The following is a 14551-nucleotide window of genomic DNA, read 5'->3' on the forward strand; positions in this document are numbered from 1 at the left end:
CGGTGCGCGTCTTGAGAGATGAAGGGCACGCCAGCGGTGCACTCTGAGCAGATGACATCTGACGTAGGGGAAAGGGCCACGTGAGCGAGACGGGGTGGGAACAGGTCGTGCGCGACCTCGTTGCGCACCGCGGAGAGGCACTCGTGCGCTACGCCTCCCTCGTCTCTGGCAATCCGGATGATGCGGCCGACCTCGTGCAAGACGCCCTCGTCAAGACCTTCGGCCGGCTCAGGAACGGCCTGAGCCTGCAGAGCGCAGAGGCCTACGTGCGCAGGGCCATCCTCAATGCGGCGCTTGATCGGGGTCGTCGCATGACCCGGTGGCGGCGCATCTCGCACCTCACGGCAATGGTCGATGAGCAGGAGTCCCCCGCGCCGGCGACCGAGGAGCGGCTCGACCTGGCCGAGCAACTGCGGCGGCTCGCCCCACGCGAACGAGCCTGCCTCGTGCTCCGCTACTACGAGGACCTCAAGGTCGACGACATCGCGGCGAGCCTCGGCATCAGCTCGGGTGCTGTCAAGCGGTATCTGAGCGACGGCCTCGCCAAGCTCTCCGCGGCACTGCAGGACGGCGGCGCGCAACAGACGAATGACAGCATCCAGGTCAGGAGCATCCCATGACAGATGATCGTGCACGCCACGAGACGCAGGAGGAGCGACGGCTGCGTCAGCTCCTCGCCGACGGCCCCGTGCCCGGCACGCTCGACCCCGACTCCGTCATCCGGCGCAGCCGCTCTCGGCGTCGGGTGGGTGCCGTCATGACGACGGCGGTCTCGGCACTCGCCGTCGTGGGTATCGGTGCCGCCGCGCTCGGCGGGCTGGGCGACATCCTGCCCCGCACCTCGGTGGCGGACGCGGGATCGAGCGAGGAGGCGACGCTCTTCGGCGCGGAGGGCGGGGCATCCGATTCGGGCATGCCGCTGGCACCCGCCAGCAAGGTGCATGCCTGCGCGGCGCCCGTGTCGCAGGTCGCGCCGAGCATGACCGGGCTCGTGGTGACGCCCGAGTTCGAGGCGCTCGCCGCCGCGGACGGCACCGTGAAGCACGGCACCGTCACCGTGAGCAACACGGGCATCGACACCGTGCGGGGCACCGTGCCGCAGGAACCGGTCATCGCGCTTGCCGAAGACGGCGTCACCGTGTGGCACAGTAGCGAAACCGGCGAACTGCCCGGCGCCGAGGTCGACCTCGAACCGGGCGAGTCAATGCGGCTCGAGGCGAGCTACCTCCCCGTGCGCTGCGAGCAGGAGGACGAGACGCGCGAGAGCCTGGGCGACCACCTGCCGCCTCTGGAGCCCGGCGTCTACCAGCTGCGCGCAATCATCCCGTTGACGCTGGACGACGGATCGGCGCCGGAACTCCTCACGGGCCCGGCCCAGGAGATCACGCTGCGATAGCCACCATGGCAGGGCTCGGTGCCCGCCGATACAGTCGAGGCGTGACGACCCTCGCAGCACAACGACGCATCCGACCATCACTTCGCCGTGGAGCCGAGCGCGCGCTCCTCATCGTTGTCCTCGCCGTGGCGGCGATGTGCCTCGCGCCAGCAACGGCATCCGCGGAGGAACCCGTGCGCTTCGGCGGATCAGACGTTGTCGACACGGCGGGCGTGCTCGGAGGCCAGGCCGCAGCCGTGGAAGACGCGCTCGACGAGCTCTACGCCGAGGCAGGCATCCAGCTGCTCGTCGCGTACGTCGACACCTTCGACGGGATGGCGCCCGCTGCCTGGGCTGAGCGTACTGCGGAGCGGAATGGACTCGGCTCCAATGACGTGCTCCTCGCGGTGGCAGTCGAGGATCGCAACTACGTCACCTGGTACCCCGACGACTTCGAGCTGAGCGAGGGCAAGACGCTCTCGGTCGAGCAGGACGATATCGAGCCGCAGCTGCGAGCGGACGATTGGCCGGGCGCCGCAATCGCCGCAGCCGATGGTTACGCGCGTGCCAGTCAGGGCATCAACTGGCTGCCGATCCTCGCCGGCGCTGCCATCATCGGGCTGGGTGTGTGGGGCTTCACGGCGTTCCGTCGGCGCAGAGCCGCAAACGCGCAGCGGCGAGCGGATGCAGCGCGCCTCGAGGAACTGGAGCAGCGGGCATCCGTCGCCCTCGTCGCCCTCGACGACGAACTCATGACGAGCAGCGAGGAACTCGCCTTCGCCGCGGCGCAGTTCGGGGAGCAGGCGACGAAGCCGTTCCGCGACGCGGTCGCCGAGGCGCGCGCCAAGTCGATGGAGGCCTTCGAGCTCAAGCAGCGACTCGACGACCCCGACGAGGAGCCGGATGCGGAGCGGGCCGCCATGGCCGAGCAGATCATCGCGCTGACGGCCGAGGGCGACGCCGCACTCGATGCGCAGGCGGCTGCCTTTGCCGAGCTGCGGGAGCTGGAGAAGAACGCGCCGCAAGCACTCGCCGAGGCTCAGCGCACTGAGACCGAGCTTGAAGGAAGGGTCGCGGCTTCCGAGCGGACACTCGCCGAGTTGGCTGAGCGCTACGACGCATCGGCCCTCTCAGCCGTGGCCGACAACGCGATTCAGGCTCGCGAATTGCTGACCTTCGCAGCCGAATCCCGCGGTGCTGCAGAGACGGCCCTCGCGGCCGGGAAGACAGGGGACGCCGCCGTGCAGGTGCGTGCGGCGCAGGCCACCGCGGGACGCATCGCGCAACTCCTCGACGCGGTGGATGCCCTCGCGGTCGAACTCGACGCCGCTTCTGCGCGCCTCACCGACGCGGTTCGCGACACGCAGGATGACCTCGCCTCCGCCAGCGCACTGGCGAACGACCCCAGAATTGCCGCGTCGACGCAGGAGCTGACGCGGGCGATGGCGAAGGCATCCGCGGCCGTTGATCGCGCGTCGTCGCGGGACGGGCACCGGGATCCCCTCGTGAGCCTTACCTCACTCACGGCAGCCGATGCCGAACTCGACCGCATCCTCGCCGCCGCGCGCGAGGAGCAGGAGCGCACCGCCCGTGCCCAGCGTCAACTGCCGGACACCATCAGGCGCGCCGAGACGGCTGTGGCGCAGGCGTCCTCCTTCATCACGACGCGACGCGGAGGCGTGAGGGAGCACGCGCGCACGCGACTCGCCGAAGCCGAGCGACTCCTCGCCGCCGCGGTCGCTTCGCACCACGACCCCGTCAGCGCGGTCGACACGGCCCTGCGCGCCGCGAGCACGGCGGAGACCGCTCTCGCTCGCGCGCAGTCGGACGTGCAGGCCACCAGCGGCTACGGCACAACGACCAGCAACGACAGCGCCGTGCTTGGCGCGCTGCTCGGCGACCTTATCTTCGGCGGGTCTGGCAGCCGCGGCTCCAGCTGGGGAAGTGCCCCTGGCGGCTGGAGCGGATCCTCGAGCAGCGGGCGCAGCAGCTTCGGCTCGAGCCGCTCGCGCAGCAGGAGCAGTAGCCGGAGTAGCAGCAGAAGCAGAAGCAGCGGACGTAGCTCCGGCCGCTCCCGTGGCCGCACGGGCGGCGGCCGATTCTGAGCCAGCGCGCTCCCTGTCGGCGCTGAGTCGCGTCCGATACAGTCGCAGGGAGGGCGCCCGCTGCCCGTGACGAAAGGACACCTCTATGGCCAAGCAATCCATCTTCGGTCGCATCGCGCAGCTGGCGAAAGCCAACATCAACGCGCTGCTGGACGCGGCGGAAGACCCCGCCAAGATGCTCGACCAGATGGTCCGCGACTACAAGAACAGCATCGAGGAGGCCCGCGCGGCGACCGCCGATACGATCGGCAACCTCCGGATGCTGGAGCAGGACCACGCCGAGGATGTCGCGAACGCCGAGGACTGGGGCCGCAAGGCCATCGCCGCGAGCCGGAAGGGCGATGAGCTTCGCGCAGCAGGCAACGCGACCGACGCGGACAAGTTCGACAACCTCGCGAAGGTCGCCCTGGGCCGGCAGATGGCCGCCGAGAAGGAGGCCCGCGACGCCGAGCCCATCATCGCGAGCCAGACAGCCGTCGTCTCTCAGCTCAAGAAGGGCATCGAGGCGATGGAGGGCAAGCTGCGCGAGCTCTCCGCCAAGCGTGACCAGCTGATCGCCCGTGCAAAGACGGCTGAGGCGCAGACGCAGGTCATGGATGCCATGAAGAGCATCGATCTGCTTGACCCCACGAGCGAGATCAGCCGCTTCGAGGAGAAGGTGCGTCGCGAGGAGGCCCGCGTGCTGGGCCAGCAGGAACTCGCATCCTCGAGTCTCGACGCGCAGTTCGAGCAGCTCGAGATCTCGGATGAGGCGATCGAGCTTGAGGCGCGCCTGGCTGCCCTCAAGTCGGGCGGTTCGCCGAAGGCCGTGACCTCGGGAGAGTAAGCATGTCGGGAGGCTGCTGCGGCGTGAAAGACTGACGCCGTGGCAGCCTCTTTCTTTGTCGTCCCGCAGTGGCAGGGCTCCCCGTCGACCCGCGCGATGCGCCTCGCCGACGGGGCGCACGCAATCAGTCGCGACCTCCCGAGCGCCTCGACGACGATCGTTGACGTTCCGGCGGGTGCCGGCGACGCCCTGGGCACCCGCGTGAACCGAGCCTCTTCGGTCGTCGCGGTGCGTGACAATCTCGCGGCGGCGCTCTCACGTGCGAATGCGCCGGCCATCACGATCGGCGGCGACTGCGGCGTCGCACTGGCGGCGGTGCCGCACGCGCTGCGACCGGATGTCGCGGTGCTGTGGTTCGACGCCCATCCCGACCTGAACACCCCTGAGTCGTCGCCGTCGGGCGCCTTCACTGGCATGGTGCTGCGCACGCTGCTCGGCGAGGGCGAGCCCATGCTCGTGCCGGCGCATCCGCTCTCGCCGTCACAGTTGGTGCTGGTCGGTGCCCGCGACATCGACGCGAGCGAGGCGCAGTTCATCGAGGCGGCGGGCATCCCCGCGCTGGGGAGCGAGACCACAACCGACGAGGTCGTCGAGGCGGTGGCCGCCACAGGGGCGAAATCGGTCTACGTGCACGTCGACCTGGACGTGCTCGACCCCGCGGCCGTGCGCGGACTGGGCAACCCGGTGCCCTTCGGGATGCAGGTCGAGCAGGTGACGTCGGCGATCCGCGCCGTCGTCTCGCGCTTCCCCTTGGCGGGGGCGGGCATCAGCGGTTTCATGCCGTCGTCTGCCGAGGATGCCGACGACGACCTCGGCACGATTCTTCGGATGATCGGCGCGTTGACCCACTGAAGTGCTGCCTAGGCGCCGCCCGGCCCGGCGAGGCCCGCGTAGAGCGCCAGGAGTGCGGTCGCGTTGGTGCCCCACGTGAATCCGAGCGCGTGCTCACGGGCGCGCCGCGCGAGCTGCTCGCGGGCAGCCTGGTCGTCGAGGAGTGACCCGACGGCGGCAGCCCAGTCCTCGGGGTCACGAGAGTCGAGCAGCACGCCCGACTCCCCTTCGGCGATCGACTCCATGAGGCCCGTGCTGCGGTAGCCGACCACGGGCGTTCCGCTCGCCGCCGATTCGAGGGCGACGAGCCCAAAGGTCTCCGAGTGCGAGGGCACGAGCGTGAGGGTCGCGACCGCGAGGAGATCGGCGAGCGGCTGGCGCTCGAGTGCACCGACGAAGCGTACGTCGTCCTCAACCCCGAGGCGGCTCGCGAGCGAGCGCAGGGAGTCAAGGTACGGCTCGTCGCCGGGGGTGGCCTCCCCCGCGATGACGAGCACGGGTGTCCACCCGCGCCTGCGGCGGAGGGCTGCCAGCGTGCGAACAGCGAGTTCCTGGTCCTTGAGCGGCTGCACGCGGCCGACGACCGCGAGCACGGGCCGGCCCTCCTCGATCGAGTACTCACGCCGCACCCTCCCGGCCGCGGCACGGTCGGGCGTGAAGAGCGACACGTCGACCCCGGGCGGGATGACCCAGACCCGCTCGGCCGGTGCGTGCAGGTCATCGATGAGGCATCCGACCTCAGCGACGGAACCCGCCACGACGGCGCTCGCCTGGCCCGCGAGGTATCCCTCCGAGCGCAGCCGCAGCTCTGGTTCCGGCTCCTGCCCTGCCGCGAGGTGCTGGTTCTTCATTGCCGCGAGCGTGTGGAAGCTCTGCACGAAGGGAACACCGAGTTCGAGCGAGACCGGCAGGGTCGCGATGCCACTGAGCCAGTAGTGGGCGTGGATGACGTCGTAGCGAGGCGCCGTGCGGCCCGCGAGGCGCGCGACCGACTCCCCGAACTCGTCTGTCAGCGCGGGCAGTCGAGACTTGTCGACGGATGCCGGCGGCCCGGCGGGCAGCGCATGGATGCTGACGCCCGGTTCCACAAGGGTGACGGAGGGTGCCCCGGATGCGCGGGTCAGCAGTTCGACCTCGACGCCGCGTTTCGCGAGCTCGTGCGCGGTCGCGAGCAGTGAGACGTTGAGCCCGCCTGAGTCGCCCGTTCCCGCCCGCTGGGCGGGGGGCGTGTGCATCGCGACGAGTGCGACCCTCCCCACCGTGCGCGTCATGCTCTCACTGTATCCGGCGAGACAGCCGACGCCCCTGCTACAAATGGCTCATGACACGCGGCACGCCGGGCACCCGCCTCGAGCGCGCGTGCCGCCGGGTCGTCGGCCTCGGGCGCGGGGTCCCGCTCGTGAGGCGCGCAGCCCTGAGCCCGCTCGTCGCGCGCCCCGGCTACTGGCTCGCGACGGCGGCCGGCCTGCTCTGGGGCGCCCTGCTGTCGCGTGGCCGCATCCGTCGGCGGGGCGGCGTCATCGTCGCGAGCGGATGCCCGCGATGGGCGTTCGGGCGAGGCGGCACGACGATCGGGGCCGTGTACCTCACACGCGACCAACTCGGCGCCGGCGTGCTCGCGCATGAAGCCGTGCACAGGGCGCAGTGGCGGCGCTACGGCCTCGCCTTCATTCCGCTGTACTTCGCGGCGGGGCTCGACGCGCGCCGCAACCGCTTCGAGATCGAGGCCGGACTGCGTCAGGGCGGTTATCGCTAGGGGCGTCACGCTCTCATAACGGTGCCCTGTCCGCAGGCGCGTCGTGCCACCCTGCAGTATTCTCGGCTGTGCCCGATGCTGCGGGCTGACTGGAGGATCATGAAGCTTCGTGTCGCCCTCGCGGGCATCCCGCTGCTGGCATTCGCTCTCGTGGGCTGCGCCGATGCGGGGAGCGAACCGGAGCCCGTCGACACCACGCAGTCCCCGAGCGCGTCACCGCAGCAGTCCGCGTCCCCCACCCCATCGACCGAGCCGGCCGGGCCTGAGCCGCTCTCGTGCAACACGATCATCACGCAGCAGACCCTCGACGGCTTCGAGGCCGCTGGCTACGTGCACGAGGTGGACTTCGAGTCGCAGTTGCGCTCGGAGAGTCGCATCGAGACGCTCTTCTTCGACTACGGCGGGCTCGCCTGTTTCTGGTACCTGCCGAACAGTGACGGCTGGTTCACGGCCGCGTACTCGGAGATCACCGAGACCCAGGCGACCGAGGCCCAGGCGCTCCTCGAGGCGGAGGGCTACGTGCGCACGGAATCCGGCACCGACGTGACCTACGCGGTCGACCCGGAGGCGAACCTCCTCGGCCACCAGGACACGTATCTCTTCGAGCCGGGTGCCTGGTACCACTCGAACCATGCCGAGGGCGTCTCGGAGATCCGCACGGTCGTCGGCACCCGCCGCTAGCGCGAGGTCCCTGCGGTCACCACTGCGCGGGGTGGCGCTTCTGCCACTGCAGTCGACGCTCCAGCTGTGCTCCGATCGCGAGGAGCGTGTCCTCGTCACCGGGCCGGCCGATGAGCTGGATGCCCATGGGGAGCCCGTCGTCCGTCTCATGCACGGGAAGCGTGATCGCCGGCAGGCCGCACACGTTCACGAATGAGGTGAACGGCGTGTACTGCACCTGCTGCTCGAAGTTGCGCTCGCCGTCCTCGCTGTCGTACCAGCCGATCGGCCGTGGCGTCATGGCGAGGCTGGGCGTCACGACGGCATCGACGTGGGCGAACTGCGCGATGACGGACCGCTCGAATGCCGTGAGCCAGGCCAGCGCCTCGGCGAGCTGACGCGCGCTGATCTCACGTCCGCGATGCACGAGCCACTGGGTGAGCGGTTCGAGCAGCTGCATTGCCTCACCCTCGGCCGGGATCGAGGCGGCGCCGACCTGCCAGATGGTGCGGAAGTGAGGTGCGTAGTCGGGCGAGGGCTCAAGCGCGACGTCCTGCAGGCCGTGCCCGATCGCGGCGAGCTCTGCGACACCGCGATCGAGGGCGGCCTGCGCCTCAGGCGAGACGCGGATGTCGTAGGCATCGTCCCAGGGGCTCGTCGTCATGACGCCGAGCTCGAAGCGTCCTTCTCCGCGAACGGCACTCCCGAGCAGCGCGCCCTCCGGGGAACGCGGCGCCCGAAGCGTGTAGGGAAACTCTCCCTCGCCGATCATGGCGTCGAGCAGCATCGCGGCATCCGCGACCGTGCGTGCGATTGGGCCGGCGACGCCGAGGCCCGCGAGTGAGCCGATGCCCGACCCCGCCGGCACGAGCCCGCGTGAGGGCTTGAGCCCCACGAGCCCCGTCGCTGCAGCGGGGATCCGCACCGAGCCACCACCGTCGGAGCCGGGCGCAAAGGGAAGCAGCCCCGCCGCGACCGCGACCGCCGCTCCCCCGCTGGAGCCGCCGGCGCCGAGTTCGGTGTTCCACGGTGTGCGGGCGGGCGGGGCGACGAGGGATTCCGTGTAGGACGGGAGCCCGAACTCGGGGGTGTTCGTCTTGCCGAGGCTGATCGCTCCCGCGGCGTCGAGCACCCGGGGCAGCTCGTCGCTCTCGTCGGGCACGAAGTCGGCCATGAGCCGGGAACCGAACTTGGTGGGGACGCCGGCCCTGCGGTTGAGGTCCTTGTCCCCGAAGGGGAGCCCCCAAAGAGGGGCGCTCCGCGGATGCTCCTGCTCAAGCGAAGCTGCTCGCTCCCGTGCCGCCTCTGGCGTGACGGTGACGAATGCCCCGAGTTGCCCGTCGAGGCGCTCGATGCGGTCGAGGTAGTGGGAGACGAGTTCGAGGGCCGTGATCTCGCCCCGGCGAAGCCAGTCCCACTGCTCCTGGGCGGTGAGGTGGTGGAGTTCGAACATAGGTGAAGCCTAGGGCTTGACAACAGGCATGGTTAAGTGGTTCATTAGTTGAGTAACCAACCAGCGAAGCGGAGAAGCCATGGAAGAAGGACGACCGATCTTCGTGCAACTCGCCGAACAGATCGAGAACGACATCCTGAGCGGCGCACTGCCCGAAGAGAGCCAGGTGCCTTCCACCAACGAGTTCGCCGCGTTCCACCGGATCAACCCCGCCACCGCCGGCAAAGGGGTAAACCTGCTCGTCGACGCCGGCATCCTCTACAAGAAGCGAGGCATCGGAATGTTTGTCGCCACCGGATCCCGCGACCGCATCGTGCGCCAGCGCATGGAGCGCTTCGAGGTCGACTACGTGCATCCGCTTCTTGTCGAAGCGGCCAAGCTCGGCCTCACGCACGACGACGTCGCCGCACTCATTAGGACAACCACCATGGAAGGAAGCACGTCATGAGCCCCGTCGTACAGGTCTCGGGCCTGAGCAAGCACTTCGGCAGCGTCCGCGCTGTCGACGATGCGAGCTTCAGCCTCGAGCAGAACAAGATCACCGGCCTGCTCGGCCGCAACGGTGCAGGCAAGAGCACCCTCATGAACCTGCTCACAGGGCAGGAGTTCGCCACTCGCGGCGACATCAGGGTCTTCGGCGCCTCACCCGTCGAGAACGCGAGCGTGCTGCGGAACATCTGCTTCATCAAGGAGAGCCAGCGCTACCCGGAGGACTTCTACGTCAAGCACGTCTTCAAGAGCGCCCCCTGGTTCTTCGAGAACTGGGATGCCGAGTTCGCGGAGCAGCTCGTCGACGAGTTCCGCCTGCCGACCGACCGGCGCATCAAGAAGCTCTCCCGCGGGCAGCTCTCCGCGGTCGGCATCATCGTCGGGCTCGCCTCGCGCGCTCCCCTCACGTTCTTCGATGAGCCGTACCTGGGCCTCGACGCCGTCGCGCGACAGGTCTTCTACGACCGCCTCCTCGAGGACTACGCCGAGCATCCGCGCACCGTCGTGCTGTCGACCCACCTCATCGACGAGGTCAGCATGCTCCTCGAGCATGTACTCCTCATCGACGACGGTCGCATCGTCATCGACGAAGACGCCGAAGCGCTCCGCAACACGGCAACAACCGTGGTCGGCACGCGTAGCGCCGTCGACGCCTTCGTCGCGGGTCGAGAAATCCTGCATCGCGACGGCATCGGCGGCCTCGCATCCGTCACGGTCGGCGGCCTCGACGACAGCGAGCGCGCCGCCGCACACGCCGCAGGGCTTGAACTCACGCCCGTCTCCCTGCAGCAACTCATCATCCGCAAGACGGGCACCACGACACGAGAGTTCGAGCAGAGCGCATGACCACGACCATCCCACTCCCCCAGCGCAGCGCCGGCGGCGACGAGCTGCAGCGCATCCTCAACGTCGCCAAGCTGCACCTCACGGCTCGAATCCCGTTGCTCGTGCTCCCGTGGATGATTCTCGGGATCATCTTCGCAGCGAACGTCGCGATCTGGCTCCTCATCCGCGCCGCGGCAGGAGACGCCGCGATGGCCGATGCGGGCGAGGGCATGCAGTTCTCCGGTGCCTCGACCTTTATCTTCGTCTACATGTTGGTCGTCGCCGTGCAGGCGGTGAATGCCACATTCCCCTTCGCACTCGGCTACGGCGTCACACGGCGCGACTTCTATCTCGGGTCGAGCCTGACCTTCCTCGCGCTGAGCGTCTACTACGCGGCGGGCCTCACACTCCTGAACTGGCTCGAAAGGTCAACTAACGGGTGGGGCCTCGGTGGGCGCATGTTCGACGTCGTGTACTTCTCGACCGAGAACCTGCTGACCCAGTTCCTGCAGTTCTTCCTCGTGTTCCTGTTCTTCTTCTTCGTCGGTGCCGCGACCGGTTCGGTGTACGTGCGATGGAAGAGCTTCGGGATGATCGTGTTCTTTGCCGCACTCGGCTTCGCCCTCATCGGCGCCGCCGCGGTCATCACGCTCAGCGAGAGCTGGGGCGCGGTCGGTGAATGGTTCGTCTCGAACGGCCCACTCGGGGTGGCGCTCTGGCTGCTCGTGCCGACCGTCCTCTCGGCGCTGGCCGGCTTCCGGCTCCTGCGGAGGGCCACGCCAAGGAACTGAACCGCTAGCCCTCCAGTTCGAGACGGAGCTGCCGCAGCATCCGATCGAACTCCCCCGGCGCCCGCTCGACGACGGCTCTCCCAGAGAACCGTCCGAGCGGGCGCTGCCGTTTCGAGACATCGAGGATCACGTGCGTGACCTGGGAACCGTGGTCGTCAGCGACGACCCGGTACTCGCCGCGATACCAGCGACCGCCCTCACTCACGACGAGATGCGCGCGCGGATCAGCCAAGAAGCGGCTGCGTCGCTGCTCGCCCGGATCGCAGCGCGCGGCGATGGCCTCATAGACCTCGTGCGGGCGCGCGCGAAGATGACCGTGCAGCGTGAGGAGCACACGGTGCGGCTCAGGCCGCCGGCGGGAAGCCTCGGTCATGGAGCGCTGTCGCCTACTTGAGCGACTTCTGCATCAGGATCGTGCCGAGCCAGCGGTCGAACTTGAAGCCGACACGGCCCATGCGCCCGATCTCCTTGAACCCGAACTGCTCGTGGAGGCGGATGGAGCCCTCGGCACCGCGGTCGGCGATGACGGCGACGATCTCCTTGATGCCAGCCGCGCGGGAACGCTCGACCAGCTCGGCCATGAGGGCGCGCCCGAGTCCCTTGCCGGTCGCGGCCGGGCCGAGGTAGATGGAGTTCTCGACCGTGTAGCGGTAGGCCGCCTTCTCCTTCCACGGGTACACGTAGGCGAAGCCCAGGATCTCTCCCGTCGGGCTCACCGCGACGAGGAAGGGAAAGCCCAACTTCTGCATGTGCGCGAGCTTCGCGCGGAGCGAGCGGAGCGTCATGGGTGACTCGTCGAACGTGACGGTGGTGTTGGCGACGTAGTGGTTATAGATCTCTCGAACGGACGGGAGGTCCTCCGGAGTCGCCGCTCGCACCGTGTAGGAGAACACCTCCGGCTCGGGGGCCGGGGGGCGAAGGTGCGCGGGGAGCGTCCGCCGCTCGAGGTATTCCTCTTCGAGCATCAGGTCACGTCCCTGCGCCAGGTCGTGACAGCCCCGATGATCGCTGCGACGGCAGCGAAGGCGAGGAGCACGAGACCACCCTGCCACCATTCGAGCAGGCCGGCCGACGACGGGCCCGACATGACCGCGAAGACGCTCGACCCCACAAGGGCATCGCCAGCGGCACCCGGGAGGAAGCGGCCGATCTCGGCGAAGCCCTCGACGAGCATCCCGACCGTGCGCAGGATCGGCTCGACGAACTGCGTGAAGGCGAGCAGCACAACGATCGCGGCGATCTGATTGGGGATCAGCGTGCCGAGCCCCACGCCGATGATCGCCCAGATGCCCATCGCGAGCACGGCGCGGCCGAACATGAGCCAGGTCTGCGAGTCGTCGAGCCCCGTCACCATGTCGCCCGCGGCGAGGAGTGGCGCCCCGACGGCGACGGATGCCGCGAGGGCGACGACGCCATAGAAGATGCCGAAGCAGAACAATGTCACGAGCTTGGCGGCGAGCACGGTTCCGCGGCGCGGCGTCGCAAGGAACGTGGGCGTCAGCGTCTGGTGCCGCACCTCGCCCGTGACGGAGAGCGTGCCGAGGATGACGGGGAACACGTAGCCGACCGTGACTGCGACGCTGTAGACGAGCTCGTGCAGGCCGTCGAGCCCGCCGGCATCCTGGGCGCCGGGGAAGAGCCCGCCGAAGGCCGCCCCCAGCGCGCCCGCCGTGAATGCCACGTAGACGGCGAGGATGAGTGCGAGCACCCACCACATGCGGGTCGTCGTGAGCTTCGTGAATTCTGAGCGCAAGGCTCCCGTGAACCTCACTTGGAGCCTCCTTCGCCCACGATGTCGAGGAATGACTGCTCGAGCCCGCCGTGACGCGGCGCGAGCAGGGAGAGTGGGACGCCCGCCGAGAGCGCGGCGACTCCGACTGCGGCCGCGTCGATGCCCGTGATCGTGACCCCGGCGTTGGTCACCTCAGCGGTGCCTCCCGCCGCCAGGACGGCCGCCGCGAGCGCCGCGCGGTCGGGCGCATCCGCCATGACGGCGCCGCCGGTCTCGAGCCCCTCGAGCGAGCCCTCGTAGACGAGCCTGCCGCCCGAGATGATGACGACCCGGTCGACGCTCTGCTGCACCTCGCTCAGGAGATGCGATGACACGAGCACCGTTCGCCCCTCCGCTGCGAGGTCGCGCAGGAAGGTGCGGATCCAGCGGATGCCCTCCGGGTCGAGCCCATTGACCGGTTCGTCGAGCACGAGCACGCTCGGGTCACCGAGCAGCGCGCCCGCGAGGCCGAGCCTCTGCCGCATCCCGAGCGAGTAGCCGCCGACGCGTCGGTCGCCGTAGTCGCCCAGACCGACGAGCCCGAGCACCGTGTCGACGCGTGAGCGGTCGATGCCACCGGCGGCAGCGAGGACGCGAAGGTGATTGCGTGCCGTGCGGCCGGGGTGGAAGCTGGCCGCCTCGAGCGCCGTGCCGACCGTCGCCATGGCCTGCGGCAGGTCGCGGTAGCGCTTTCCGTTGATCGTCGCAGTGCCCGAGCTCGGCTGCACGAGCCCGAGCAGCATGCGGAGGGTCGTCGTCTTGCCCGCACCGTTGGGGCCGAGGAAGCCGGTGACTGCCCCGGCTGGCACCGTGAAGCTCAGGTCTGAGACGGCTGCGACGTGCCCGAACCGCTTGGTGAGTCCCGAGAACTCGATCGTGTGTCCCTCGCGCGCGTCGTTCGCCACCAGGCCTCGTCTCCCATCACGCCGCTAGGGCTTCGCTCGCTCGGTCCGTCTCATTCGAGGCGCCAGTCGATCCCCTCGGAACCCTGCTGCTCCAAGAGCATATTCGTCCGGCTGAACGGTCGCGAGCCAAAAAAGCCGCGGGATGCCGAGAGGGGGCTCGGATGCGCCGAGGCGATCATGGGGACGCCCGCCAGCAGGGGGGCGGCCGCCTCGGCCTGCCTCCCCCACAGGATCGCCACGAGTGGTCCGCCACGCTGCGCGAGCGCCCGGAGCGCGGCATCCGTGACCCGCTCCCAGCCCCAGCCCTTGTGCGAGCCGGACTCGCCGGGCCGCACCGTGAGCACGCGGTTGAGCAGCAGCACGCCGCGGTCGGCCCACGCCGAGAGGTCGCCGTGGGAGGCGGGCGGGATGCCGAGGTCATGCCCCAATTCGCGGTAGATGTTGACGAGGCTGCGCGGCAGCGGCCGCACGTGGCGCTCGACCGCGAAGGCGAGGCCGATCGAGTGGCCAGGCGTCGGGTAAGGGTCCTGCCCCACGATCACGACGCGCACGGCATCGAGCGGCGTTCGGAAGGCGCGCAGCACGTTCTCGCCCGCCGGGAGGTAGCCGCGACCCTCCGCGACCTCCTGTCGCAGTCGCTCCCCCAGCGTGGCGATGTCGGATGCCACGGGCTCGAGCGCCTGCGCCCAGCCCTCGTCGACCAGCTCGTGCAGCGGCTGCGGGGTCTGCGGGGTCATGCGGCGGCGTTCTCGGTCATGTGGCCC

At 69.5% G+C, this 14551-nt stretch carries 17 protein-coding genes; 10 read left to right on the plus strand and 7 right to left on the minus strand.

Annotated features, from left to right (window positions below; all coding sequences use genetic code 11):
• The first annotated feature begins 80 nt into the window (after positions 1–80).
• The 5 genes from ACIQK7_RS00855 (at position 81) to ACIQK7_RS00875 (ending at position 5158) form a co-directional block, all read left to right on the plus strand.
• Positions 81–620, plus strand: coding sequence for a SigE family RNA polymerase sigma factor (locus ACIQK7_RS00855; protein WP_403020268.1), 540 nt, complete (start codon positions 81–83; stop codon positions 618–620).
• On the plus strand, positions 617–1396 hold the full coding sequence (locus ACIQK7_RS00860; protein WP_403020270.1) for a hypothetical protein: 780 nt from the start codon (positions 617–619) through the stop codon (positions 1394–1396). Before ACIQK7_RS00855 ends, ACIQK7_RS00860 begins: the two co-directional genes overlap by 4 nt.
• A 41-nt stretch (positions 1397–1437) precedes the next feature.
• Complete coding sequence (locus ACIQK7_RS00865) at positions 1438–3480, plus strand: TPM domain-containing protein (protein WP_403020272.1); 2043 nt, start codon at positions 1438–1440, stop codon at positions 3478–3480.
• 85 nt (positions 3481–3565) lie between these two features.
• The gene (locus ACIQK7_RS00870; RefSeq protein WP_403020274.1) at positions 3566–4306 is read left to right on the plus strand and encodes a PspA/IM30 family protein; all 741 of its coding nucleotides are present in this window, start codon (positions 3566–3568) and stop codon (positions 4304–4306) included.
• A gap of 39 nt (positions 4307–4345) precedes the next feature.
• Positions 4346–5158, plus strand: coding sequence for an arginase family protein (locus ACIQK7_RS00875; RefSeq protein WP_403020276.1), 813 nt, complete (start codon positions 4346–4348; stop codon positions 5156–5158).
• An 8-nt stretch (positions 5159–5166) separates the two neighbouring features.
• Here ACIQK7_RS00875 and ACIQK7_RS00880 read toward each other — a convergent pair whose 3' ends face one another.
• Entirely contained in the window at positions 5167–6408 is a 1242-nt protein-coding gene (locus ACIQK7_RS00880; RefSeq protein WP_403020278.1) for a glycosyltransferase, read from the minus strand.
• A gap of 50 nt (positions 6409–6458) precedes the next feature.
• On the opposite strand from ACIQK7_RS00880, the gene ACIQK7_RS00885 reads away from it, so the two are divergent.
• Together ACIQK7_RS00885 and ACIQK7_RS00890 are read left to right on the plus strand one after the other, a co-directional pair.
• Entirely contained in the window at positions 6459–6893 is a 435-nt protein-coding gene (locus ACIQK7_RS00885) for a hypothetical protein (RefSeq protein WP_403020280.1), read from the plus strand.
• A gap of 99 nt (positions 6894–6992) precedes the next feature.
• On the plus strand, positions 6993–7574 hold the full coding sequence (locus ACIQK7_RS00890; RefSeq protein WP_403020282.1) for a hypothetical protein: 582 nt from the start codon (positions 6993–6995) through the stop codon (positions 7572–7574).
• Positions 7575–7590: 16 nt separating this feature from the next.
• Here the strand turns inward: ACIQK7_RS00890 and ACIQK7_RS00895 are convergent, their stop codons facing one another.
• The gene (locus tag ACIQK7_RS00895; RefSeq protein WP_403020285.1) at positions 7591–9006 is read right to left on the minus strand and encodes an amidase; all 1416 of its coding nucleotides are present in this window, start codon (positions 9004–9006) and stop codon (positions 7591–7593) included.
• A gap of 79 nt (positions 9007–9085) precedes the next feature.
• On the opposite strand from ACIQK7_RS00895, the gene ACIQK7_RS00900 reads away from it, so the two are divergent.
• From ACIQK7_RS00900 to ACIQK7_RS00910, 3 genes are read left to right on the plus strand one after another with little or no spacing between them, the layout of a single operon-like run.
• A complete protein-coding gene (locus ACIQK7_RS00900; RefSeq protein WP_403020287.1) occupies positions 9086–9454 on the plus strand; it encodes a GntR family transcriptional regulator in 369 nt (122 codons plus the stop codon).
• Positions 9451–10341: an ABC transporter ATP-binding protein gene (locus ACIQK7_RS00905; RefSeq protein ID WP_403020290.1), complete on the plus strand. Its 891-nt coding sequence runs from the start codon at positions 9451–9453 to the stop codon at positions 10339–10341. Before ACIQK7_RS00900 ends, ACIQK7_RS00905 begins: the two co-directional genes overlap by 4 nt.
• Positions 10338–11111 (plus strand): ABC transporter permease, encoded by a 774-nt coding sequence (locus ACIQK7_RS00910; RefSeq protein ID WP_403020293.1) that lies wholly within the window; start codon positions 10338–10340, stop codon positions 11109–11111. The genes ACIQK7_RS00905 and ACIQK7_RS00910 overlap by 4 nt, the downstream gene beginning before the upstream one ends.
• Positions 11112–11115: 4 nt before the next feature.
• On the opposite strand, the gene ACIQK7_RS00915 is transcribed toward ACIQK7_RS00910, so the two are convergent.
• The 5 genes from ACIQK7_RS00915 to ACIQK7_RS00935 are packed head-to-tail and all read right to left on the minus strand — an operon-like array spanning position 11116 to position 14524.
• Positions 11116–11484: a hypothetical protein gene (locus tag ACIQK7_RS00915; protein ID WP_403020295.1), complete on the minus strand. Its 369-nt coding sequence runs from the start codon at positions 11482–11484 to the stop codon at positions 11116–11118.
• Between the two features lie 13 nt (positions 11485–11497).
• Entirely contained in the window at positions 11498–12076 is a 579-nt protein-coding gene (locus ACIQK7_RS00920) for a GNAT family N-acetyltransferase (RefSeq protein ID WP_403020297.1), read from the minus strand.
• Positions 12076–12882 carry an ABC transporter permease gene (locus ACIQK7_RS00925; RefSeq protein ID WP_403020299.1) on the minus strand — a complete coding sequence of 269 codons (807 nt, stop codon included), beginning with the start codon at positions 12880–12882 and terminating at the stop codon, positions 12076–12078. The genes ACIQK7_RS00920 and ACIQK7_RS00925 overlap by 1 nt, the downstream gene beginning before the upstream one ends.
• Positions 12879–13787 (minus strand): ABC transporter ATP-binding protein, encoded by a 909-nt coding sequence (locus ACIQK7_RS00930; protein WP_403020301.1) that lies wholly within the window; start codon positions 13785–13787, stop codon positions 12879–12881. Before ACIQK7_RS00930 ends, ACIQK7_RS00925 begins: the two co-directional genes overlap by 4 nt.
• A gap of 50 nt (positions 13788–13837) precedes the next feature.
• The gene (locus tag ACIQK7_RS00935) at positions 13838–14524 is read right to left on the minus strand and encodes a uracil-DNA glycosylase (protein WP_403020303.1); all 687 of its coding nucleotides are present in this window, start codon (positions 14522–14524) and stop codon (positions 13838–13840) included.
• Positions 14525–14551: the final 27 nt, after the last annotated feature.

Source organism: Salinibacterium sp. GXW1014 (assembly GCF_044769865.1).
Classification (GTDB): domain Bacteria; phylum Actinomycetota; class Actinomycetes; order Actinomycetales; family Microbacteriaceae; genus Homoserinimonas.

Excerpts from the sequence above, each read along its gene's own strand:
- ACIQK7_RS00860 (WP_403020270.1), top strand. The coding sequence starts at position 617 with ATGACAGATGATCGTGCACGCCACGAGACGCAGGAGGAGCGACGGCTG.
- ACIQK7_RS00870 (WP_403020274.1), top strand. The coding sequence starts at position 3,566 with ATGGCCAAGCAATCCATCTTCGGTCGCATCGCGCAGCTGGCGAAAGCC.
- ACIQK7_RS00880 (WP_403020278.1), bottom strand. The coding sequence starts at position 6,408 with ATGACGCGCACGGTGGGGAGGGTCGCACTCGTCGCGATGCACACGCCC.
- ACIQK7_RS00885 (WP_403020280.1), top strand. The coding sequence starts at position 6,459 with ATGACACGCGGCACGCCGGGCACCCGCCTCGAGCGCGCGTGCCGCCGG.
- ACIQK7_RS00890 (WP_403020282.1), top strand. The coding sequence starts at position 6,993 with ATGAAGCTTCGTGTCGCCCTCGCGGGCATCCCGCTGCTGGCATTCGCT.
- ACIQK7_RS00895 (WP_403020285.1), bottom strand. The coding sequence starts at position 9,006 with ATGTTCGAACTCCACCACCTCACCGCCCAGGAGCAGTGGGACTGGCTT.
- ACIQK7_RS00900 (WP_403020287.1), top strand. The coding sequence starts at position 9,086 with ATGGAAGAAGGACGACCGATCTTCGTGCAACTCGCCGAACAGATCGAG.
- ACIQK7_RS00905 (WP_403020290.1), top strand. The coding sequence starts at position 9,451 with ATGAGCCCCGTCGTACAGGTCTCGGGCCTGAGCAAGCACTTCGGCAGC.
- ACIQK7_RS00910 (WP_403020293.1), top strand. The coding sequence starts at position 10,338 with ATGACCACGACCATCCCACTCCCCCAGCGCAGCGCCGGCGGCGACGAG.
- ACIQK7_RS00915 (WP_403020295.1), bottom strand. The coding sequence starts at position 11,484 with ATGACCGAGGCTTCCCGCCGGCGGCCTGAGCCGCACCGTGTGCTCCTC.
- ACIQK7_RS00920 (WP_403020297.1), bottom strand. The coding sequence starts at position 12,076 with ATGCTCGAAGAGGAATACCTCGAGCGGCGGACGCTCCCCGCGCACCTT.
- ACIQK7_RS00935 (WP_403020303.1), bottom strand. The coding sequence starts at position 14,524 with ATGACCCCGCAGACCCCGCAGCCGCTGCACGAGCTGGTCGACGAGGGC.